The following is a 23375-nucleotide window of genomic DNA, read 5'->3' as shown; positions in this document are numbered from 1 at the left end:
TAATGACCAAGTGCCAGAACCGTGGAGATTAACCGCCAAACTGACTTTTATCATCGAATTTGGCCATTTGGTCATCATCATATTGCAAAATAGGGCGGCCATCGGCAGGATAATCAGTCATATACAGTTTGGGGAAAATAGATGGCGGCTGTTTTTATTGCCAATCACTACCATAAGATCAAGGCAATGTTTTATTGTCTGTTACCGCTGTTTGCTGCGATCCTGCTTGAATCTCATATCCGGTTTTTATCGCTACGATTACATGCGGTCAGTGGCTATCTGAATATTGTATTGCAGCTGTTTGTCGAGAGCTTGCCACTGTTACTGGCACATTATTTTGCCAGCGTTGAACAGGGAAAACGGTCAATAGTTATCTGGTTGAGCGGTTTTTGGCTTTATCCGCTGACATTATTTTTGTTAGGTGAATCGTTCAGCTTTATTGCTGTTATATCGTTATTCAGTGTACAAGGCTGGGTATTCGCCATGCTGGCCAGTTTTAGCTGGTTTATGAATCGCGGATTAAAAACCCGTCATCACAATAGAATGATGCAATTTATATCGCGGTTATTTTCGCTGGATGCTGCTGTGTTATTTTTATTGGTCCTGTGGGCGATTGCAATGGCAGGACTGTTCAATAGTCATGTTGATCCTATGATAAACCAGCCGCTCAATCCGATTATCGATGTAGGGCTTATCTTGTCTGAATTCCTGCGATTTTGTAATTATCTTTGGCAATTCACGCTGTTAGCGCTGTTGATGGGGTTAGTTTATATCATTAACCGCTACTGGTTTATTCGTCAAACATTAGCTAAACAGGGCGTCTTGGCTTTTGTGATGGTGGTGATGGTGTGTTTGATTGTGCTGACGCCTATATTGGCTGCACTGGCATTGCTGTTGCCGATCAATAATATTGTCGATTTTACGCTGTTACCTTCGGGCAATCACAATCTGTTTGATAAATACAATTATCAATTTATGTTTGCTCTGCTCGCAGTCAGCACACCATTGATTCTGGCTTTTGAACGTCAACAACAGGATGCTGAATTAGCCCAGATCTCGCGGCAGCAAATGCGTACCGAACTTAAATTATTGCAGCAACAGATTAATCCGCATTTTTTGTTTAATACGTTGAATAATCTTTATGCCCTGACGCTGAAAAAGTCCGCAGATGCCCCGGAAATGGTGATGCAATTGTCCAACCTGTTGCGTTACACCGTTTATGAAGGCCAAAAAGAGCAAGTGACACTGGCTCAAGAAGTCGCTTATCTGCAAGATTTTATCGCCTTGCAACAAATTCGGGTTGGCGATAAATGCCGACTGGAACTGAATTGGCCGGAGGGCGCGGAGCATTACAGTTTGCCGCCATTGCTGTTAATTATCTTGTTGGAAAATGCATTTAAACATGGGATTGAACCTGAATCCGGTCAAAGTTTTGTCCGGTTTGATTTGCAACTAAAAGGCGATACGTTGCATCTGGTATGTGAAAACTCCTTGTCGAGCCACACCAATAACCATTCTCCAGGGGTGGGATTAGACAACCTTAAGCGGCGACTGACACTGATTTATCCCGGGCGACACCAGTTTGAATGTGGGATCAAGGATGATAAATGGCGGGTTGATATGCATCTGGAACTGACGCCATGCTAACAGCATTAATCATCGATGATGAGCCTTTGGCCCATGAGGTGATATTGCATCATCTTATGGCACACCCTGATGTGGAGGTAGTAGGCCGCTGTTATAACGCCACCGAGGCACTTTCCTGGTTGGCGAATCATCAGGTTGATTTGATGTTTTTGGACATCAATATGCCGGCGCTCAGTGGCATTGAATTGCTAAAAGTATTGGCAAACCGACCCCAAGTACTCATTGTCAGCGCCTATCAGGAATACGCGTTGCAAGGATTCGAGCTGGATGTGACCGACTACCTGTTAAAACCGGTAAGTGCCGAGCGTCTGAGCATGGCGCTAGACAAAGTGCGCTTGCGTGCGTCAACGCAATTGTCTGATGTCACTGAATCCCGGCAGTCAAAATCTATTGTCTTGAAAGTGGATGGTGGCAAGCGTAAGTGGTTGTTGAGCGATATAAGTTTGTTAGAGGCCTACGGTAACTACGTAAAACTGTGGCAGGGCGATAACATGACGTTGATCAGCAGCAGTTTAAAACAGATAAAAGCCAGTTTACCGGATACGCAGTTTACTCAGGTGCATAAATCCTATGTGGTTAACAATAGCAAAGTGACCGCAATCAATACCGATACCTTGACGCTGGAAGGGGGCAGAGTGCTCAAAATGGGTAAGTTGTTTCGCCAGCGAGCACAGCAACTATTAGTCTAATCGCGTTTTCCGTTACCAATCAGAGTGGCCAGTAAAATAGATCTGCCTCCTATAAAATAACCTCTTATTTTGCCGTTCATTCCGACATTCCCAGATAAAGTTAATGTCGTGATATCCCTATAAACCGAGCATGTGAAAATTCAATAAAAATGCATTTATCTTGCATAAAAACTTAACCTTAACAAGTAAATGCATAATTATGTAAGTGTCTGAATTTTTTACATATTACTAAGGCTTTTTAGTAAGGTTTTACACAAGGTATTGAAATTTAATCATTATTTTATTTGGTGTGAATTTTGCTACTAAGTCTGATTCAGGGGACATGGAATACATGTACTGTGTATACAATAAAATTATAAATAAAGGGTATATATGCTTAATATAAATTTAAAAAAAACGGTAGTTGCAGTTACGGCGGTTTTAGCTGTTAATTGTGCCAATGCGACAATGATTAATTTGAATTATGACGCGTTGGATTTTGCGAGTGAGAAAGGGCAAAAGGCGTTGGCAGGTTTTCAGGAAGCTGCAGGGTTCTGGTCTAGTTTATTTACTGACAATATTACCGTTAACCTAGGAATTGGTTTTGCTGCATTAGATGAGTTTGTTATTGGACAAACTGGTTCAAACAGAGATGGTTATTATTATCAAGACGTCGCTAATGCAATGTTTAATGATGCCTCGTCTGTATTTGATGCGTCTGCCGTTTCAAGTCTGGTTTGTGAAGATCAAGGTAATAATCTTTGTAACTTTAGTTTTTTAGATCAAGAAAATCCAGGTGCGCCCATATCGCCTGAATTGGATAATGATGGCACTGCAGATAATGCCACATTATATTTGACTCAGGCTAATGCCAAAGCATTAGGTTTAGGTGAAGGCTTTTGGGGCTGGGAACAAGATGATGCACAAATTACTTTCAGTAGTGAATTCGCTTTTGATTTTGACCGCACCGATGGAATAGACAGTGACAAAATGGATTTTGTGGGAGTGGCAATTCACGAAATAGGTCATGCATTGGGATTTGTAAGTGCCGTAGATGATTATGACATTGTTTATAATTCGGGACTGATTGATCCTAATTTGGATTTAGATGGTTACGTTGAGGCGTCTGCTTTGGATTTATTCCGCTTTTCAGATGCAAGCGTATTGGCAGGTCTAGGTGTGCGGGATTTTGATCCGGGTTCAGACGCGTTTTTCTCCATCGATGGTGGATTAACAAACATTGCAGACTTTTCAACAGGTGTTTATGGCGGAGATGGACGTCAAGCCAGTCATTTTAAAGATAACCTAGGCATTGGTATTATGGATCCTACTTTTGCTTTTGGTGAGTATGGTGACGTAACTTTCATTGATGCCGTTGCATTTGATGTAATTGGTTGGGATCTGAATTTCAGTGCGGTTCCTGAGCCAGGTACATTTGCATTATTTGGTTTGGCATTGGCAGGATTGTTTACCCAAAGAAGAAAGCTTAATAAATAATATTGTGAATTGATTTAAAAAGGCCAATGATCTTTCATTGGCCTTTTTATTTGCACGTACAGCTGGACAATATCCGTTTTACTTTACGTCCGGTTATGCAAATAAAAATACAAATCTTCGATTTCGGTATCGTTCAGATGGCTAAAGTGGCTGCGTGATAATTCACCCATAAAGCCCACGTCGCGGTTACCTTTTCCCACCCCTTCGCGCATCAGTTTACTGAACTCAGTCAGGTCGTAACCTTTGACAACGATCAGGGACGGAGTCGGCATTCCCATAGCAGTAGAACCAGATAGATCCCGACCATGGCATTCGCCACATTTTATTTGCGTGAGGTATTCACCACCGATAAACGCTTTATTGTCGATTTCGGGACTGGCGCTATACATGGGTAAATTGGGCTCAGTTTGTAATTCACCGTTAATCACCAGTAGCCGTCCCATCACGCCCAGCGAGGTTTTGTCCGTTGGTCCGTTACTGTGCGGTGCTTGGCGAATATAGGCAATAATATTGCTTAAATCACTGTCACGTAAGGCAGAAAAGTAACTGGCGGGCATGATTAACAGTCCGCGCCCGTCAGCGGCGATACCCTGACGAATCGCTGCTTCCAGTTGTTCATCTGAATACTTGTTTACGAATTCGGTTAAATTGGGTGCCACCAGTTTGCCGATCAACATATCGTCAACCATGGTTTCACCTTGCATCGCATTGCCATGACAACCGATACAGCCGACAATCCGGGCCAGTCGCTCTCCTTCGTTGATATCGGCGGTTACAGCCACCTTAAAATGTCGTTGTTGTGGCACGTAGGAGCGATTCAGAATAATGCTGCTCCAAATCCAGATAACAGCCAGGCTAAGTATAATCAGCGCGAACAAGGCCGCCAGCAGATAAAGGGATATTCGTTTAAGTGATGTCATCGTGTCGTGTCCAGTTCGTACTATTTTAAGATGAAAATGGGTGTAACACATACAACAAGGTGGATACTGAATTAGTACAGCACATTTTTTCGCCAATACAAAGTGGAAAAAATACCGGTTGGGAGTCGCTCAGTGGATAGTTGCGATCCGCTATAAATTGTTGGTGGAAGCAGTGCTCAAGGGAATAATTGCACTATGCCGCTTTTACCATCCCAGTCAGCGACCATCCAGATTTGTTCGAAGGGGTGTGAAGCGGGAATGTTGATACAATGTTGAAGATCACTAATTTGCTTAGCGTCCCAGGCTGGATGAGCATTACGAATGACTAGCCAGACATGCTCGGTTTTATAATGCTTTTGGGATTTATTGAATAATATTCGATTCAGGGCGTTTAATAACCTTTTATCGGGAGTATTGGTTTGGGTCAGTTTGCGTAATTCCTGACGAGTTTCATCGCTTAGTTCCCGTCCCAGAATTTCCATGGCTTCCTGTTCACTGCCGTATAAATGAGCAATTTCCAAATCCAGCCGTTGGCCTTCTAGCAGACAGGAAGTGTCTGGTTTATTGGGGCGATTGTGCCACAAGTGGCGGATATGTTTACCTGTATCATGTTCATACCAGCGCATAAACAGCTTGGCTGCTTGATGTTCAAGGTTAATTTTTTCTTGTTCGCTGCGATGTGGTTCCATCAAAATCCAATTCAACTATTTGTGCCAAGAATGGCTGTGCACCTTGTTGGTAAAATTTGTCATCGAATAACTGTATTTGCAGATGAATTGTAAAATCCGGATGTCAATAACGCTAACCTTATCTAATTGGTGTGACTACATGCCTATTGAAACAAGTAACGCGCCAGAACTTCTTGAGGTTGTCCCCATTGGTCTACAATCGCAATGCCGATCCCGATGATTTGCCCTGAGGCTTGAGGCGGATGGGTTTGAATGTGTTGAGCAAAATCAGCCAGTTTAGGATCAGTTTCCGCAGCTAATAATGTCAGATGGGGTTCAAAATTCTGGAATACGTTCGGGCTACCGTAGCGTTTAAATGCCTGAAGTTTGGTTGGGTAGTGCTTAACCCAGTCAGGTAAGGCTGGCTCGGTTATACGCAAAGGCTCTATGGCCAAGGTCACGTCATCGGCCAATCTTTGTAGCGTTTTATTCCAGTCTAAGTCAATAAATACCCAGTTACCTTGAGTGATGCTTGCGCCGTTAGCCTCGATTGCAAAGGCTTGATAATGTTGCGCAATTTGTTCAATGCGTTGCTTGATTAACGCTTTGGCACCGGATGGAAAGTCAGTTAAATAAAGGGTGGCATGCACGGGAATATATTGAGCAAAAAAACTGTGCATTCCGAGCTTTTGTAGCTCGTCACTGGTTTTATTGACCAGTTGAATAATGGGTTGAGAAGGAATAGCAAAAACGTTGATAGTTAAATTTGCAGTTTCGTTTTCGGTCGCAACTGATAAATTGCTAAAAAGTAAAAACATGCCAATGAGGCTTTTAACAAAACATTTCACTGCAATTCACTCCCGTCGGTGGAATTAAGGCCACATATCTAATATTTCCTGAAACTTGCCAGATGCTTTCATTTTTGCCAGTTCCAAATCAAATAATTGTTGTAGGTTTTGATCTTTGAATACCGCGCCATAGGATTGCGTGGCAAATATTGGGTGAATAGTCAGTTGTTGATTTGGGTAAAGCTTTTTATTGATATAGGTTAATAAGCGACGTTCCCCAATGACGACATCGGTTCGATCGTTAGCTAACAGTTTTAACTGGACTTCACGTTGGGCAAATTCCTGATAACTTGCGTGAGCTACGGCATCTGCAAATTCATTCCCCAAAACTGATTTAGCCTGTTGGTAAGCGATGATGCTTTTGCCTTTTAAGTCACTTACGCTTTTGATGTTCAGGTGATGCTTTTCTAATGACACTGCGACATCTTTAAACGGCAGGTAAGGTTGGCTGAAATAGCCCGTATCGGATGAAAATGCGGCAGGACTGGCTACATCAAATTTACCGTCATTGAACTCTTTGATCAGTCTGTTATACGCTAACAGATGAAACTCGGTGGTATACCCATGCTGGTTGAAGATATAGCGGATCAATTCTACATCGATTCCGGTAACCCCTTTATTTTGCTCATAATAAGCCCACGGTTGGCCGAGATTAACGGCAACTTTGAGCACTTTCTCGGCAGCGCTGATTTGGCAGGTAAAAAATAGTATGGCAAGTAGTAATGTGCGCATAATAGCTGTTCAGCCTTGTCGTTTTATTCTTTTTATTATTTTGTTGTAAGTAGTTGATTTAATTCAGGCAAAAACACTACAGAAAATCTATATAATGTTAAGCCAGCCATTCTAAAGCATAATTGCAATAAAATGAAAAATTCCTAAATTATCACTAAGCTGCCTGCCAGCATATTGGTGTCAAATCGATTAATCCGGTGTTTCAGATTCCCGTGCGCGAGCTTCACGCAGTTGCTGTTCTTCAAAGGCGGCTTTAATTTCTTCTAAAACTGAGTCTACATCCGCGCTTTGTTGACTATCGGTAAATTCGCCACTCAATATTGTGTCTGGTGTTAAGGCTCCTTCTTCGTATAACGACCATATTTCCTCTCCATATCGGGTATTGAGCAGCGTTGGTTCATATTGGCCATAATAACGGGTCATATTCTCCACATCTCTTAAAAACAGTGACTTTGCATTGTTATTCGCTGCGGCATTGACGACTTGGGGTAAATCAATAATCACCGGACCATACTCGTCGACCAGAACATTAAATTCGGATAAATCGCCATGTACTAACCCGATACAAAGCATACGTACAATATCCCGCATCATTAAGGCGTGATCTTCTACGGCTTGTTCAGCAGACATGCTAACGTCATTCAAACGGTCTGCGACATCACCATTTTCGTCCGTGATCAGTTCCATAAGCAGTACACCGTTATAGCAACCAAAAGGTTTGGGCACTCGTACACCGGCCTCGGCTAATTTATACAGTGCATCAACTTCGGTATTCTGCCATATTTCTTCTTGCTGTTTACGGCCAAATTTGGAGCCTTTACTCATAGCTCGAGAGCGTCGACTATTGCGTACTTTGCGACCTTCCTGATATTGCACGGCTTGTTTGAAACTGCGTTTTACTGCATCTTTGTATACCTTGGCACACTGTATTTGATCAGCACAGCGCACGACATAAACATCCGCTTCCTTGCCACTCATTAAGCGACTGATTACTTCATCTACCAAGCCATCATCAACCAGTGGCTGGATTTGTTTAGGTATTTTCATTGTGTCCTTGTCGGTTAATTGCAGTGGATTGGGGACGAAGGTGATGCAAATTAATTTAGCAACCGCTGATAATGGGGATGAGTTAAGCTGCTTGCAACCGCAAATAAAGATTATTCAAATATAAAACAGGAAAAATAGGATACGGCGTTCCGCTAATGTATACGGAACGCCGTGTAAACAAGATTTATTGTTTTAATCGGTAGAGTAACAATGCTGCCCGTTTACTTTGTGCAGGCAGGGCTGATAAATCGGCAGTTTCATTTACGGTATGTCCTCCCGAGCCGCTTAAGCCAAGCCCATCCAGTGCCATCTCAACATCATTAGCAGTAAATGATACATCGGCCGCCCCTGCATCAAGTGGATTAACCGCAACGACTTTACCCTGACCCAGATCTTCACTGATTTGACTATACAGATTAAGTAGTTTTTTATTGCCTTGAGTGGGAGCCATGGGAGGGTAACCTTCACCAAATTCGATCTCGCTGTTGGTATTGGCAAGATGATTAGCCACAATACGACGCATTTTTTCTTTCACTCGATTTAATTGTTCAAGCGATAAAGATCGAATATCACCGGTAACAATGGCAGATTGTGCAACGACATTATTCTTACCAAAAGTGGTGCCAGTATTGGTCGATTTTTCATTCGTTACGTCTGTTCCAGCCATCATTCTGCCTGGGTTGAAGGTCAATAATGGTTCACTGCGTAATTGTTGATAAAAGCTATTGAGAATTCGCGAGGCTTCATAAATGGCTCCAGCGCCAACACTTTTGCTGAACACTTGTGACGAGTGCGCAGCAATTCCTTTAACTGTTAAAGTCCAATCGATAGTACCGCGACGTGAAATATTAGCAGTGGTTGGTTTACCATCACCATCTTCAAAACCAATGGCAATATCGGCCCACTTTGCGGCATCGATAAGCGCCTTTTTAGATAATGCTAGAGGTCTGCCACTTAGTTCTTCGTCACCGGTCATTACCACGGTAATGTTCATATCGTCTAATTGATGCGCGGCTTTTAATGCTCTGAGTGACTGTAAGATTATTATATCGCCGCCTTTCATATCTGAAATACCGGGACCGCTGGCCAGATTATTATCTAATAGTTTAAATTGCTGAAATGGGCTGTTGGCCGCAAAAACGGTATCCAGATGACCTATCAATAAAATGTTAGGTCCACTGCCGCCGCGCAATTCTGCAATTAAATGCCCGGCTCGATTAAATACACTGCCGTCTTCAAAATGAGCGTTAAAACCGAGTTGAATAAATTCTGGTAACAATGTTTCGGCAACTTGACGTACACCAGTAAAATTCATGGTTCCGCTGTTAATATTTACAATTTTTTCTAATAGTTTTATCGCTTGTGGATTGCTTGAATCGATATGCTCAATAATTTTAGTTTCGGTAGGGGAGAGTTGTGCAATTGCCGCATGAGTAAACAGTAACGACAAGAATAGGAATAAAAATTTTTTCATGTTTATAGCTTTTGTAATAGTTTAATTATGACCCTGCTACTATTACAAATTAATCCTGTTAACGCGACCCTTTTAACAGGTTGCTTTATGCAAATGCCAATTCGTCATATTGTGGTGATTCAGCATGATGTATCAATAAATTAACTAAGTATTTGGCTGCTTTTACATAGCGTATCTTGTGAATGCATACCGCCAGTTCCAACACTTGGCCACGGGTATCCAGCAATACCCAACATATGCTTTTGCCCCCTAGTTGTGGTAGACGGAACTGGTGCAATATAGTGCTTTTATTTTGGCAGTCGGTGGTGAGTTTTAACCAGATGGATGGAGGAAAGCGATGTAATCCAAAAGGTAGAATTGCCGCCCGAGTGGACATGGCCGATTCACACGCCGGTAAATGCAATGTTTTTTGAAAAGGGTTATCTACTTGTTCATAACTGATCCCATGTTTTATGACCAGTTCATCAATAGCTTTAATTCCGCAGTTAGAAATCATAATTCAATTCCGGTTACTGTAATTATATACAGTATAATTGAGTGATGCATATTTGTACAAATAAAATTTAACTATGTCTTTGACAATGAACATACTGGCGAGTATGTTTTAACCATACTAATTGGTATGGTTTTTATATGCCGATTGATTCCTTGAAGATTAACCATGATGAGAGAGTGATATGAGCTACGTAGACGGATTTGTATTGGCAGTGCCTGCCGAACGTATAGATGAATACAAAGCACTGGCCCAAAATGCGGCTAAAGTGTGGAAAAAACACGGAGCCTTGGAATACAAAGAATGTGTTCAGGATGATGTTACAGATAATGGTTTCTGTAAAACCTTTCCGCAGTTATTTAAGCCCGAGCAGGGAGAGCTGATAGTGTTTGCCTTTGTCGTTTATCAATCCCGTGAGCATCGGGATGAAGTTAATGCCAAGGTACATGCGGATCCACAAATCATGGAAGGTTGTGATCCTGAAAACATGCCATTTGATTGCAAGCGCATGACCTATGGCGGATTTAACGTATTAGTCGAAGGTTAGATTAGATGACGGATGTAAAAAACGTGATGGGTAATAAAGAATTTATCGCATTGATGGCAATTATGATGTCAGTTGTGGCGATCTCTATCGATGCGTTATTGCCTGCACTGGGCATTATCGGGCGTGACCTGCAGGTATCACACCCTAACCAGGCTCAATTTATCATTAGTGCGATTTTTATCGGTTTAGCTTTGGGGCAACTGGTCAGTGGGCCTTTATCTGATGCGATAGGTCGTAAAAAAGTATTGTTTGTAGGTCTGACTCTATATCTGTTCGGTAGTGTTATTTGTGTGACAGCGGGCAGTATTGAAGTGATGCTGACAGGGCGATTTATCCAGGGGTTAGGTGTATCTGGGCCCTACCTCTCAGTAATGTCGATTGTGCGCGACAAATACAGCGGCGCTGCAATGGCGAAGATTATGTCTCTGGTCATGATGGTGTTTATGACCGTCCCTATCCTGGCGCCAGCATTGGGACAATTGATTCTCGCTTTTGCCAGTTGGCAAACGATCTTTACGCTCTATATCGTGTACGCCATCGGCATAGGAACGTGGGCCTGGTTGCGCCTAGAGGAAACCTTACATCCGGAAAATGTAGTGCCCTTTAGAGTGTCTAATATTATTAACGGCACAATTACCGTGTTATCTAACAAAACCACACTTTGTTACACCGTGGTAATGGGCTGTATTTTTGGTGCACTCATTGGTGATTTGAATTCCATCCCACAAGTTTTTCAGGTTCAGTATGCTGTGGGGGATATGTTTGCACTGTATTTTGGTCTGCAGGCCTTTGGCTTGGGCGTATCTTCTTTTATTAACTCTCAACTTGTTGAGCGCTTTGGAATGCGCAAGCTGTGCTTGATTGGAGCGGCCATTATCAGTGGCACATCGGCTATTTTGTTTATTTACAGTTATTTTCAGGATCCGCCATTTTTTGTGTTTTTTGCTTATGGTGCAGTCATTTTGTTTTGTTTCGGCATCATGTTTGGCAACTTAAATGCGATAGCACTTGAACCCATGGGGCATATTGCCGGACTAGCGGCCGCCATCGTTGGCGCCTTGTCATCGGTGCTCGGTATTGCCTTGGGAACCTATATTGGACAATTGTATAATGGCACTATAGTGCCGTTAGTACTGGGATTTATGCTACTAGGTGCATTGGCGTTTATCATTATGTCGATGGAAAATATCTCTCATGCCAAGTCGCGCGCTAAAGCTCTTTGTGAAGAGCAAGTCGGTTAGCGGATTGTGGCAACGTTAAATAAAACTCGACCTTCTTCTCGTCTAACCTTGCTAAAAGTGGCGTTACAGGTGTTTCGAGAAAAAGGTCATGCAGCCACTACCGTAGATGAAATTTGTGCCCGTGCCGGTGTCACCAAAGGCAGTTTTTTCCATCACTTTAAAAACAAACAAACACTCGTCCTTAGTGCGGTTGAATACTGGAATGAATTTACCGGTGAGCTATTTGCCAATGCTGATTATCATCAGGCAGCCGATCCGGTTGATCGTTTATTGGGCTATGTGGATTTACGCATGGCGATCATTCAGGGCCACGTAGCCGAGTTTACCTGTTTACTCGGTACGCTGGTGCAAGAAACCTATCATACTCATCCGGCTGTTCGTGAAGCGTGTGATAAGGGGATGGCCGCTCATATTGCCGAATTAACGTTGGATGTGAGAGAAGCTAAACGCTTATATGCATCTGATGCCCCATGGAGTGCCGAAAGCGTCGGTTATTTTATTCAGTCGGTACTACAAGGAGCGTTTATTTTTGCCAAAGCCAAACAAGACACACAAGTGGTTGTCGAATCGTTGCAGCACTTGAGACGATACTTACAATCCCTGTTCAAACAACCCAATAATTGAGGACAACATCATGACAAGCGCTAACACTGTTACCTTGCATCGCGTACTGAAAGCCAAGCCGGAAAAAGTATTTCGTGCTTTTGTCGAGCCCGATGCGGTGGCGCGCTGGATCCCGCCACATGGTTTTACCTGTACGGTAGAGCATTTGGATGCAACCGTTGGTGGTACGTTTAAAATGTCGTTCCGCAATTTTACTACCGGCCACAGCCATAGTTTTGGTGGGACTTATTTTGAAGTCGAGCCGGCTAAAAAGTTGCGTTATAACGACGTGTTTGATGATCCCAATTTACCGGGAGAAATAATAGTGACCATTGAATTTAGAGAAGTGACGTGTGGTACTGAACTATTGATTGAACAAACGGGCATCCCAGCCATTATCCCGGTGGAAATGTGTTATTTGGGTTGGCAGGAGTCCTTGCAATACCTGGCTAATCTGGTTGAACCGGAAATTAATCAATAGCAAAGTTAAGCAGACCGAAATTAACGCATCCTGATGGTTGGTGCTAATTGAGGTTTGTGGCGATGTTATTCTTCTGCCGGTGCAGGGGACGTTTTAATCCATGCTGGGCATTGTTGGTCAGTTACCGGCTTTGAAATGCTTTGTTGGGTGTCGATAAGATTGGCATCATTTGGTGTCAGTTTTAGGGCCGCAGTGATCATCGATTCGGCAGCGGATTGGCAACCCATTTTATGTAATGCATAAGCATAGTTGTTTAGATAATTGGGTTGGGATTTTGCGAAGGGATAACCCTGCTGATACCAGTGATTAGCCTGCATTAGATCTTGTTCAAGAAATTGGTTAGCCAACAGGAAATAACTTAACCAATAATCTGGCCATTGTTTTATAGCGCTTTGTAATGCCGTCCTACCTTGAGCCGTTTTGCCAACATCGAGTAAATCCTGTGCGGCACGGGCATAAGTAAATGAATGAAAATATGGGCTAGTGGAATAGGGGGGAACGGCCGCCAATATCCAGTATTTTCCCCGTTGCCATGTTCTTTCAAATACGCTTAGTTCAACGATGTGCCTTGCTATTTCTCCTGAGCGCAGGATTAACTGCTGTTTGTCTAGGTCGTAACCAATCACCACCGCGTAGTGCCACATGGGATACCACGGAATAGAGACGTTCTGTAACACCACAACGGGAATATTTTGGCTGACCAAAGACAATAACTGTTCAAGATTGCCTTGTTCGGCATAAGCAACAAAACCGTTTTGTCGGGTGGTGGCAACCATTTCTAACTGGAAGCTGCCTTCAAGTTTGGGGACAAATAGATCGGCGGCAAGATCGTTCTGGGACCGTTTTACGCCATAATAGTTGAAAACCTCAGATAGCGCAGCCGGCCCACAATAAAACTCCTGTTGGGGAAAAAACGGGACGTTGGTTATTTCATGCTTAACGGGAATGTTGGGCTGATTAGCCAGAATATGCGCCGTTTGCGGTGGTGTTGCACAAGCACATAGTAATAATAAAAAGCTGGCAATGATGCCAGCTTTACATGTAGTGAAATTGATTGGCAATATCTTAATTAATCGGCCGAATAAATGAGTAAACATCAGTAATACCGACGACATCCAATACCGCTAAAACCACTAGTACGGTGACGATAGTACCGACCACACCACCACCAGCGGGCATATCTTGCATTTGCTCATGAAACGACGCCAATTCCTGATCCGTCATATGAGAAATACGCATTTTAGCATCGGCTGGGTTGACCCCTAATTTAATCAGGTTGGCTTGTACTTCGGAAGAATCAAGCAGAGCTGAAATTTGTTGGCTAGTATAAATACTTTGCTGCTTTTGTATAACTTGACTAGAAGGAACAACTGCAGCATTTGCAGTGGATATAGCTAGCATGGCACATAAAAAAAACGATATTTTTTTCAATTGATTATCCTTATTCTGGCTATGTTAGTGAAATGATACGAATCAAGTACATCGAGATTTAAGAGTATAGGGATTACCTTCAAATCACAAGTGTTGCCGATATTGAGTTACCTGACTTAACGTCTATAACCCGTTGTTTTGCCAACGGGGTATCACTTAGCTAAAACCAAATATGAGTGGAAATATTACCACGACTATCGCTGCCCAAATAACGTAGCAGGGAATATAGTGAGTTTGCCAGCGTTCCAGTGCAGCGAAACCGGTTTGTCGTCTAACAAAACGACTATAATGCCATGCGTAGCCACATAAACTGACCATCAAGATGAGGTTTTCTCCCAATGCTGCAACACGGTTTGGCGTCATACCCATTTCAAATATACGACCAGCAATAGCCTGTAACGCAAACAAATCCACTAGTAACGCTGTACTAACTAACAGCAATTGTAACCAGTCGAATAAACCAACCGGTGTCATCGCATCACGTGATGAAATTGCATATAGAACCAATCCCAGTACCAAGACTAGCATTAAGTCCAGCCCAATCAGGACATCTCGCTGCATGTCAAACGCGCTGCCGCTAATGAGCATGGTGGCCAAAAATACCATTAACATCAGGGTAAATAACGGAGCAAATACTCGAGTCAGAACTGGCGCCATATTTTCGATTGCGGCTTGTTTGGCCTCAACCAGCCAAGCTACGATGACAGTCGCACCTATCGCGCCACAGGGAATAATCCATTGCTGTACCAACCATTCAATATCGAAGCCGATAAAGTGGAACATACCTAGCGTAAACGCGGTAAGTAGCACCCCGCCAAAGGCAATAAGAACAAAGTAAATGACATATTCACCGCTAAAACGGACAAAATCCATTCTGCGAGTATCTGACTGCCACCAGTCACCGGTATAAAGCACTCCTACGACAAACCAGATAACCAGCGGCAAATGCATTATCGCCAGAATGTTGGTAGAACCTTCCAGTTGGAAAGGATAAAGGTTCATTATCAAAACACACGGAATCATCACCGCAAGCAGTAACTTGTAGCCATTCACTCCCAGTTGGCGTTTGTCGATAAAGTAGCTACCTATAAAAGGCACAAAGAAAAGACTGATATTGTGCAGAAAAAACCAGGCCGTCGCGTCGTCGTCAAAATCGAGTCCAAATAACACCGGTACTTTAACGCTGATGGCGGCACAAACTGCTAATAACAGTACTTTGAGCAGATCGACATGGCTGGATGTATGACGGGGATCGGATACAACAAGATTGTTCCACAGTCTACCGGAATGAACTTCGGCGTACTCGCGGGAGAGGGCATTCAGGTTACCAATGCGTTTGGTTGCAATCAGAAACGTTTCGTCTTCACTGAGTCTTGCCGTTTTAAGATCATCAATCTGGCCGCGTAAATGATCTTCCAGTTCATATAAATCATCTTCAACAATGGCAGAATGCTGGGCCAAATAGGTTTTCCACTGCTGGATTTGCGCTTCGAGATCGAACATAGCAACATCACTACTAGGCTGGTTGGAATCCATCATCGTGACTCCTGTGATTAATGTCTTTCATTTCATCCCAAATACGACTTAGCGTCTTATTAATGACTTGCCATTGTTGTTGCTGCTGCGCCAGAAATTGATGACCAGCGGGAGTGATGGCGTAATATTTACGCTTGCGGCCGGTTTCGGCCATATGCCAATTGGCCTGTAAATATCCCTGTTTCTCCAAACGATGCAGCAGGGGATACATCATTCCGTCAGTCCAGTTCAATGCGCCGCCGGAAAGCTCCTCAACTCGCTTGACGATTTCGTAACCGTAGCTCTCACCATCGGCGATAATCCCCAGAACCAGAGGGGTGGAGGACGCCGCCATTAAATCTTTTGAAAGGTTCATATAAGACTCAATATTATACCTAGAAGTATTAGGTATAAAATATATACCTAATACTTCTAGGTATGCAATAGCACGGTGAAATAAAATTGAGCTTGGATAATTGGTATTCAATGACGGGAAATTAGCATGCGCCCGTCAATAGGCGCATTGGGGGGAAGCGGGGTTAACTGAGCTCTTTTTCAGCAATGTCCTGTAAAGCTTGTTTAAAAGTAGCGGGTGGCTGACCGCCACTGATTAGATATTTTTGATTGATTATAAAGGCTGGAACCGAAGATATACCCATTTGTTGATATTGCTGCTGCTCAGCACGCACTTGTTGGGTGCGTTGATCTGAATCGAGAATGGCTTTTGCTTCCTCAATTGGCAGGCCGATTTGGGCAACGGTTTCTAACAATTGCTTATGATCACTAGGGTTGCCACCTTGTTTAAAATACAAATCAAACAGTGCCAGTTTTAACTCGGTTTGCTTGTTATGCTGTTTAGCCCAGTCCAGTAAGCGATGGGCATCAAAGGTATTATAAATTCGCCCCCCACCACGATGACCAAATTCGTAGCCCACGGTTAAACCTCTTTGTTTGATGTTTTCGCGATTCTGTTCACTTTGCTCAATGCTAATACCGTATTTTTCGGTAATATGTTCAACAATGTCCTGCCCTTCGGCGGGCATAGTCGGATTAAGCTCAAAAGGATGCCATTCAATCTCGGCCTGAATCTCACCATCGAGTTGTTGCAGCGCAGTTTTTAAGCCTTGGTAACCAATAATGCACCAGGGACAGGAAACATCCGAGACAATATCAATTTTAAGTTGTTGCATAATCGAAACTCCGGGTTATCTAAAATAAATGCAAGACAGTAATATTAATTGATCTTGGGTCAAACCTTCAGATAGCAAGCATGCAAATAAAGATAGGAGGGAGCTGCCCTAACGTCTCCTGGGGCGAATTGACCTGTGAAAACACGACTGAAAAGGATCGGCAAGACGTTCGTTAATTAGGCTCTAATTTAAAGAACGTCTTGCCCATCAATTTAAAGAGTAATTTTTGCGGCCCAATCGCGGCTGGCGATTTGTTCATCTTGCGGAAAATTCGGCATGTTTAAGGTGCCTTCACTATTTGCAGTCATCGAAACCGGTTTTTGCCATTTACCGTTGATTGGATCGAACCAATTCAATGTATACGTTTTTCCGGGGACGAAGCCTTTTAACTGTGGCACAACCGATTTATTTTCAAAATAAAGCAGGGCAAAATCTTTTTCCGCAGTGCGCATCATGTAAGACCAACCATCGAGGCCATCTTCTGGACTGCCAGGCGCTTTACGCGGCGAAATCTGATCAGCCGCTAACAATAAATCCTGATAGCGGCGGCCTTGTGACTGCACAAATGCGTGCAGATGCTGCATGTAGTTGGCGGATTCGTAATTCAATGCATCCCAGAAATGCGGCCTCGCACCTGCGGGTTCACCGGTAGAGGTGAGATCATAGGCGGCCGTGCCGTGAACATGACCAGACAATCCGCCCGAAAGCACCGAGCCATACATTTGTGCGCGCGAAAAATAATTATCCCGTGCAGAATTTGCCGGTGGTTCTTCACCCGCCGGTTTGTTAATTTCGTGCAGCCAGCCGGTGTAATAGGGTTCGAAATTAATCGTTGGATAAGCGGGTGTCAGTTTGAATTGCGTTTCCAATGCTTCACTCACGCGATGATCGCGCGGTTTGTTACCCACGCTGTGCATGGTCAGCCAAGGGACTTGTTCAGCATGCCCAAAGGCTGCATAAGTGGAGCGATCAATTAGCACCGTAACCGGTTGGTTAAACGGTGGCGGGCCATATTTTTTTAAGTGATAAGTGAGCGCTTCATTAAATTGTGCGGCGGTCAGGCTAAAATCTTTTGGGATCCAATCCAAATGAATACCGCTAAATAGGATATTGTTGGCACCGTAACGCGCAATTAAATATTGCATGTAACGCGCAAACGTTTCATTGAAATTAAAATAGGCATTCCATGACGGGCCCGCATCGCGGCGCACCGTTTCTAACAGCGGCACAAATCCCATTTTAGACAAATAAGCCATTTTGCGATCGAGGCTTTTGAAATACGCAGGGTTGATGCGCGTAAAATCTGAAACACCTTTATGCTGTTCAGACATAGCGAATGGCAAGTTGCCGTACTCATCGCGCATACTCTTGGCAGTGAACGCCCCCCAATAACTCACGCCGCCCGACGCATCGGTTCCTTTTTCGCTCGCTACGTCATAACCGAATTTTTCCCACGCATTTCTGAGGTAAATTCCATTTTTATCTGCATAGGTACTGGGGTTTAAATCTGCATCCCAATTGGGAAAGGAAGCAATCATACTGACAGAGTTAAACCCCTGCTTCTTGCGAAAAGCGACAGCATCTTCAAAACCAATGCCTGGGCCAGGTTGGTAATCGTTTGAGGTGGGCGCATTGCGAAATGGCAAGCGCCACGTTGTACCTGCCAGCCAGGTGTCACCCACCATAAAGAAGGGCGTACCATCGGCATATTCAAGGGCGTGACCATTGGGCGAGACACGGACAAAACCGTGTCGGTTAGGATTCTGTTTTTTTTCACCAGCAGACCACTTAATTGCAGTGAAGGAACCTGAGTGGCCATTCAACCCAACGTCATCAGGATGGTTGGACCCACTAAGCCACGTCCATTTGCCCGGTTTGGTAGCAACCACGCGCACTACAAAACGCTTGTCGCCATCCCAGAAACCATATACACGTTTATCGAATCCTGGCCCTTTAAGCTGAACCCACATGTCTACATCGGTGTAATAATTTGGGTAAGACTTATCTGCAAGAAGCACAATTTCCTGCGTCTCCCAGGTATGTATTTGATTCTGCGACGGGCTTTTTGTTGATGGTGCCGCACAACCCATAAGGCCAATTGCCGCGCATAGCACTAGCAGCCTAACTATGGATAACTTTTTAAAAAATCGGTTCATTGTTAGCCTCGTTATAAATAAAGTTTTGCAGGAAGTTAGCAAATACAGACTTGAGCTTAAATTGACCTAAATTGCTGATGTTTCACCTGAGAATTGCTTGTGCTTCCTTGCACCGCATCAAATAGTTAATTAGCGCCAGTGTTGAAATGCAATTTGGCAGCTTGGCTACCATCGCCTTGTTCAGAGTCGTAAAACGACACTTCGAGCGCACCGAGTGGTTGCAGCAGGAGTCCGCGCGTGGTGCCATCGAGTATGCGTTGCATTACGGGGCGCGAGATAGTAACCAGGGTTTTACCCTTAGCTTGAGCAACGTCGGTATCGAAAATCATTTGGCCGTTAATAGTGGATTGCAGATCTTTTCCCCGGGTAAAACTGGCGAAGGTCACACTATTTTGTTGCCAGTTCTCATCGCCCCCGAGAATTTCAAATACGCGTACCTTATCGAACTCAATACCAAAATCTTCGCCGAGTGCCCCTATGTAGTCGCCACCTTTCTGTACCGATTGTGTAGTCAGTTCCAGTACGCCCGGACCAGTCGCCTTTTGCCCGCGAAAGCGTTGCAGATCCCAACGCAACACAGGATATTGCCCTGCGCTAACCGTTAAAACGCGTTCATTGTCGGATGTCCAATTATTGAAATTAACTAAAGGGAACGCTGAGTTGATGGTCGCATCGTGTGCTACGTTCACATGGTGTTTGAAGGTTTCAAGCGCAGGGATCGGAGGATGATAAACAAGCGGTTCGCCGACATCTGGTTTTGCATTCTTCACTTTAACCACTTCAGCGCGATAATAATCCACATCTAAGTAATATTTGCCTGGCCCCCAATCGGTAACGCCAAGTTGTACATTAACTTGATCACCAGGAACAGCGTCAAAGTTGTGTGTGGTCATACTGATAATTTGCCAATCAGAATTCTGCCCTAAGTCATATTCACGAAGGTGTTCGTGAAAATCCGTTGTGCGCTGTGTGTTGATCATAAAGTTGACCCGGCGCGGCGAATGGCTGGGCCGTACGCGAGCTTCCACGCGCAATTCGTAGTCTGGGCTTTTAAGCTTTTCCATATCCAACGACTGTGCAACATCGCGTTTAATAATGGTCCAATAAATATTGTGTTGGTCTTTGGTTGCATCGACTTGCATACGGGCAAAACCATCCATGGGTAAAAATGTTAATTGCGCATTGCCATCACCGGTAAAGGTTTGCCAACCCGCTACTGATTTATTATCAAAGTCGTCAAAAAAATCGGCGTGAGAAAGCGGTGTAAAAACGAATAGTCCGCCTAACAGAGTGGTTTTTATATTTCTCATTAGTAATAACTCTTAAGTGTCAAGGTGAGGGGCTTAAACGTACCTTGATTAAGGTTCTACGCAAGGCTTGTGGGATAACCATTTTTTACACTGCCATGATGATAATTTACAACTCATTAACGGAGTGTAGCGTCTTTGGGATTGGCGACAATTCTCAAAAGCTTTAGCGCATTCTTACGAGTGAATGCTAAATTTACAGGTTTGTGACTATATTATGTTTTTTAATTAATCCTTTGAATTCTTCTTTTTCTTCTTCTGAAGTAAATGATTCAGGTGGCAGAATTAATGCGAGTAGGTTATCTACGAATATGTATATGCTGCCTTCATGTTCTTCTATCGCTTCAATAGCTTTCCATCTATAAAAGCAGTTACCAAGAGAGTTAGCTTCCGCAATCCCTTCAGCATTTACTTCAATTGATTTTTCGCCAATCATCAGCCCATTTTCGTTTGGAATGCAGAGCATCTTGAATTTACGCACATTCAAATAGTAAGCGACTATAAAAATTAAAAATGGGGCGATAGCTATTGCTGCAGACTGCCAATGAAAGCTTTCAAAAGTGGTTGCTTTGACCTGAAAAATAAACATGAAACCAATAGCTAAAAAGAACCATACAATCATATTTCTCAAAAAGCCGGAGCTTTTATTCTTTGATTTCCATAGCCTCTTTACCGCGTAGTCAGAGTATTTTAAGTAATCTTCTTTAGAAATATTTATAGTTTTAATCATGAGTCTAAGCTACATCCCTATATGTATAACGTCCCAGCAATATTGGTTTGTTATGTGATTTTGACATTGTTTTTTAAAACCATCCCTAAAAGAGCTGCAAATGGTAGTGCCATTAGTTGAGATATAGGAATTAATAGAAACTCTAATCCAGTAGCCTTGTCAGATGGGAAAAAGAAAAAGTAAAGGTACATACAGCAACCAGTTAAAACAACCACGAAGAAAGCGCAAAAAATAAATATAGAAGTGATACCTTGTGTTCGCTTCAAAAAGAAATTGCTACCGGCTGTAGCTAACAAGATCGGAATTACAGTCGCCACTAAACCTATCAAAAAAGTACCCACTAGCTTTTCAGAATAAAATGCGAAGGACATGTACGCCATAAGAGCAACTGAAAACGTTAAGGCGCTCATGTTTGCTAATTTATTAATTCTTAAAATATCCATATGTATTAAACAGTCATATAACGCTTTTTATAAATGGCGCGCGTTATTTGCCCGTCCAGTAGAGGCCGTTTTTTGGCCGTAACGATATTTAATAAACTTGTTATACGCACATTAACCATTTTTACGGGACTTTATTGAATAGTAAATATATAAAAGCACGAATGAAAATCCCCCCACAAAAGCAGGTCTATAGAAGTCAAACGCAGACTCTGAATGAATTAATAGTTGATATATAGCTGTACCAATAGAAATACCTATTGCCATTTTTAAACAGTAAACAAATTTATTTTTCATAACTAAACTTCCTTGTGCTTATAACGACCCATTCAGGAGCTGATAATAGCTTGCTAAAATGTGAAGCGAAGCGGAACCGAGCAAGCTGTTAGCAGTCCCGTTACTGTAATGGCTTGTTATGTTGCAGGTTGCTCATTACCTTCCAGTACAGGACTATAAATACCCCAAACAGCAAAAACAACTAGTAAAACTGATAATACAAATAGCAAAGTTAATAGCTTCATGGATTTACTACTGTGGCCTTTGCTAACTTTATAAAGAATAAAAGCCGAAATTAAACCTAAAACACCCCAATAACGATAGGAGTTAATTAATATAGAAGTTTGAATAGGTAATTCAGCTTCTAGAGAATTGAATACATTTTCGAATTCTTGAATAACGAGAAAAGCCCCGTAGGCAAATAACCCAAAATAAAGCGTAGATATTGTCGCCGCAATTACCTGAAATTTATTCTTAACTTGATTCATACTCTGCATCTCCTTTGCAACATAACGCCGCCATAAACCGCGCGAGCTTGCGAGCGTCGGGCGACCGAAGGGAGCAAATTTAATGGCCTTGTTATGCATTGGACTTGCCAGCCAGCACCCAGCCAATGGTTTTTATAACTAGCCATACGGCTAGCCAGAAAAGCATTGGCACTAAAATTAAAAAAATTGAAAAACCAATATAATTAGGCGATTTATGAGCCATTTGCCCAAGATCTAATTCTGCAAGACCTTTGCAGCCATCATCATCTAACCTTGTGTCATTTCCAGAGTGGTCTTTAAGCCAAATCCCTTCATTTTGGCACTTCTCAAATTTCGCTTTTTTGTAGCTAGCAACTTCGTTTTCATCAAACGGTGTATAAATGACAAAGAAATATGTCCTCTTAGTACCCGAAGGGCTTGGATTGTCGGAGTTAGTGTAGGAATTTATACTAAATGCCAAGGCACTCAGAACATAAATACCTGTAAGTACTACCCCGAGTCTTTGCCAATGATTAAGTTTCTTCATGATGATGCATAACGCTTATTAGCAGCCGCATAGCGCATAACTGCTTGAATTATTTGATGAACTAACAAACTGTGCGAACTCCTTTTGCATTGTATGACTGACATTCCGTTGCCTCTTTATCTTCAGTAATTGATGTTTACTGTTTGGCTAACTTACCGGTTAGCCTGCACCGATTTTACCCACAACTCAAGGCTAAAATGCCAACCGCCTGGCACACCACATTCAGTTAAAAACACTGAAAAAAGAACTGGCCTGCTAACGCCTTGCTCACCGGTAAATTATGAGTGCAGCGAGTAATTTATCCGTGTGGAGCAACTTGATACTCATTGAGCCTCCTCCCTCAGCCCAGTCATTTTGACTAAGCTGAAGGTGCTCAAACCCAAAAGGAGAAGACTCAATGAGATTCTATACTAACCTGCATCCATACTACTGTGGAATAGATTTACACGC

25 protein-coding genes are annotated in these 23375 nt (G+C 42.9%); 7 read left to right on the top strand and 18 right to left on the bottom strand.

Annotated elements, in window-relative coordinates:
- Positions 1–141 precede the first annotated feature (141 nt).
- The 3 genes from ACTD55_RS08325 (at position 142) to ACTD55_RS08315 (ending at position 3812) form a co-directional block, all read left to right on the top strand.
- Positions 142–1647, top strand: a complete 1506-nt coding sequence (locus tag ACTD55_RS08325; RefSeq protein WP_438863864.1) for a sensor histidine kinase — start codon at positions 142–144, stop codon at positions 1645–1647.
- The gene (locus tag ACTD55_RS08320) at positions 1641–2336 is read left to right on the top strand and encodes a LytR/AlgR family response regulator transcription factor (RefSeq protein ID WP_438863863.1); all 696 of its coding nucleotides are present in this window, start codon (positions 1641–1643) and stop codon (positions 2334–2336) included. Before ACTD55_RS08325 ends, ACTD55_RS08320 begins: the two co-directional genes overlap by 7 nt.
- A gap of 372 nt (positions 2337–2708) precedes the next feature.
- Positions 2709–3812, top strand: a complete 1104-nt coding sequence (locus ACTD55_RS08315) for an NF038122 family metalloprotease (RefSeq protein ID WP_438863862.1) — start codon at positions 2709–2711, stop codon at positions 3810–3812.
- A gap of 83 nt (positions 3813–3895) precedes the next feature.
- On the opposite strand, the gene ACTD55_RS08310 is transcribed toward ACTD55_RS08315, so the two are convergent.
- The 7 genes from ACTD55_RS08310 to ACTD55_RS08280 form a co-directional block, all read right to left on the bottom strand.
- A complete protein-coding gene (locus ACTD55_RS08310) occupies positions 3896–4732 on the bottom strand; it encodes a c-type cytochrome (protein ID WP_438863861.1) in 837 nt (278 codons plus the stop codon).
- 176 nt (positions 4733–4908) lie between these two features.
- Positions 4909–5421, bottom strand: coding sequence for a hypothetical protein (locus tag ACTD55_RS08305; RefSeq protein WP_438863860.1), 513 nt, complete (start codon positions 5419–5421; stop codon positions 4909–4911).
- A gap of 143 nt (positions 5422–5564) precedes the next feature.
- Positions 5565–6248 (bottom strand): 2'-5' RNA ligase family protein, encoded by a 684-nt coding sequence (locus ACTD55_RS08300; RefSeq protein ID WP_438863859.1) that lies wholly within the window; start codon positions 6246–6248, stop codon positions 5565–5567.
- Between the two features lie 24 nt (positions 6249–6272).
- Entirely contained in the window at positions 6273–6980 is a 708-nt protein-coding gene (locus ACTD55_RS08295) for a substrate-binding periplasmic protein (protein WP_438863858.1), read from the bottom strand.
- A 189-nt stretch (positions 6981–7169) separates the two neighbouring features.
- Positions 7170–8027, bottom strand: a complete 858-nt coding sequence (locus ACTD55_RS08290; protein WP_438863857.1) for a PA4780 family RIO1-like protein kinase — start codon at positions 8025–8027, stop codon at positions 7170–7172.
- A 184-nt stretch (positions 8028–8211) separates the two neighbouring features.
- The gene (locus ACTD55_RS08285; protein WP_438863856.1) at positions 8212–9501 is read right to left on the bottom strand and encodes a M20/M25/M40 family metallo-hydrolase; all 1290 of its coding nucleotides are present in this window, start codon (positions 9499–9501) and stop codon (positions 8212–8214) included.
- 85 nt (positions 9502–9586) lie between these two features.
- Complete coding sequence (locus tag ACTD55_RS08280) at positions 9587–9997, bottom strand: hypothetical protein (RefSeq protein WP_438863855.1); 411 nt, start codon at positions 9995–9997, stop codon at positions 9587–9589.
- A gap of 181 nt (positions 9998–10178) precedes the next feature.
- Here ACTD55_RS08280 and ACTD55_RS08275 point away from each other — a divergent pair, with 181 nt between their 5' ends.
- The 4 genes from ACTD55_RS08275 to ACTD55_RS08260 are packed head-to-tail and all read left to right on the top strand — an operon-like array spanning position 10179 to position 12866.
- Complete coding sequence (locus ACTD55_RS08275) at positions 10179–10541, top strand: DUF1428 domain-containing protein (protein WP_438863854.1); 363 nt, start codon at positions 10179–10181, stop codon at positions 10539–10541.
- A gap of 5 nt (positions 10542–10546) precedes the next feature.
- Positions 10547–11782, top strand: coding sequence for a multidrug effflux MFS transporter (locus ACTD55_RS08270; protein WP_438863853.1), 1236 nt, complete (start codon positions 10547–10549; stop codon positions 11780–11782).
- Positions 11783–11788: 6 nt separating this feature from the next.
- The gene (locus ACTD55_RS08265) at positions 11789–12406 is read left to right on the top strand and encodes a TetR/AcrR family transcriptional regulator (protein ID WP_438863852.1); all 618 of its coding nucleotides are present in this window, start codon (positions 11789–11791) and stop codon (positions 12404–12406) included.
- 10 nt (positions 12407–12416) lie between these two features.
- Positions 12417–12866: an SRPBCC family protein gene (locus ACTD55_RS08260; protein WP_438863851.1), complete on the top strand. Its 450-nt coding sequence runs from the start codon at positions 12417–12419 to the stop codon at positions 12864–12866.
- 65 nt (positions 12867–12931) lie between these two features.
- Here the strand turns inward: ACTD55_RS08260 and ACTD55_RS08255 are convergent, their stop codons facing one another.
- The 11 genes from ACTD55_RS08255 to ACTD55_RS08205 all read right to left on the bottom strand — a co-directional run bounded on the left by ACTD55_RS08255 (position 12932) and on the right by ACTD55_RS08205 (position 22925).
- Entirely contained in the window at positions 12932–13981 is a 1050-nt protein-coding gene (locus tag ACTD55_RS08255) for a PA2778 family cysteine peptidase (RefSeq protein WP_438863850.1), read from the bottom strand.
- The gene (locus ACTD55_RS08250) at positions 13932–14297 is read right to left on the bottom strand and encodes a PA2779 family protein (protein WP_438863849.1); all 366 of its coding nucleotides are present in this window, start codon (positions 14295–14297) and stop codon (positions 13932–13934) included. Before ACTD55_RS08250 ends, ACTD55_RS08255 begins: the two co-directional genes overlap by 50 nt.
- Positions 14298–14453: 156 nt before the next feature.
- A complete protein-coding gene (locus ACTD55_RS08245; protein ID WP_438863848.1) occupies positions 14454–15836 on the bottom strand; it encodes a hypothetical protein in 1383 nt (460 codons plus the stop codon).
- Positions 15814–16188 carry a PadR family transcriptional regulator gene (locus ACTD55_RS08240; RefSeq protein ID WP_438863847.1) on the bottom strand — a complete coding sequence of 125 codons (375 nt, stop codon included), beginning with the start codon at positions 16186–16188 and terminating at the stop codon, positions 15814–15816. The genes ACTD55_RS08245 and ACTD55_RS08240 overlap by 23 nt, the downstream gene beginning before the upstream one ends.
- Positions 16189–16351: 163 nt before the next feature.
- A complete protein-coding gene (locus tag ACTD55_RS08235) occupies positions 16352–17005 on the bottom strand; it encodes a DsbA family oxidoreductase (protein ID WP_438863961.1) in 654 nt (217 codons plus the stop codon).
- A 209-nt stretch (positions 17006–17214) separates the two neighbouring features.
- The gene (locus ACTD55_RS08230; RefSeq protein WP_438863846.1) at positions 17215–19158 is read right to left on the bottom strand and encodes an apiosidase-like domain-containing protein; all 1944 of its coding nucleotides are present in this window, start codon (positions 19156–19158) and stop codon (positions 17215–17217) included.
- Positions 19159–19283: 125 nt separating this feature from the next.
- On the bottom strand, positions 19284–20468 hold the full coding sequence (locus ACTD55_RS08225; RefSeq protein WP_438863845.1) for a hypothetical protein: 1185 nt from the start codon (positions 20466–20468) through the stop codon (positions 19284–19286).
- A 193-nt stretch (positions 20469–20661) separates the two neighbouring features.
- Positions 20662–21195, bottom strand: a complete 534-nt coding sequence (locus ACTD55_RS08220) for a YcxB family protein (RefSeq protein ID WP_438863844.1) — start codon at positions 21193–21195, stop codon at positions 20662–20664.
- Between the two features lie 50 nt (positions 21196–21245).
- Positions 21246–21638: a hypothetical protein gene (locus ACTD55_RS08215; RefSeq protein WP_438863843.1), complete on the bottom strand. Its 393-nt coding sequence runs from the start codon at positions 21636–21638 to the stop codon at positions 21246–21248.
- Positions 21639–22048: 410 nt separating this feature from the next.
- On the bottom strand, positions 22049–22498 hold the full coding sequence (locus ACTD55_RS08210) for a hypothetical protein (protein WP_438863842.1): 450 nt from the start codon (positions 22496–22498) through the stop codon (positions 22049–22051).
- Positions 22491–22925: a hypothetical protein gene (locus ACTD55_RS08205; RefSeq protein ID WP_438863841.1), complete on the bottom strand. Its 435-nt coding sequence runs from the start codon at positions 22923–22925 to the stop codon at positions 22491–22493. Before ACTD55_RS08205 ends, ACTD55_RS08210 begins: the two co-directional genes overlap by 8 nt.
- Positions 22926–23375: the final 450 nt, after the last annotated feature.

The organism is Neptunicella sp. (assembly GCF_048268085.1).
Lineage (GTDB): Bacteria > Pseudomonadota > Gammaproteobacteria > Enterobacterales > Alteromonadaceae > Neptunicella.
This window is presented reverse-complemented; position numbering and strand designations above follow the sequence as displayed.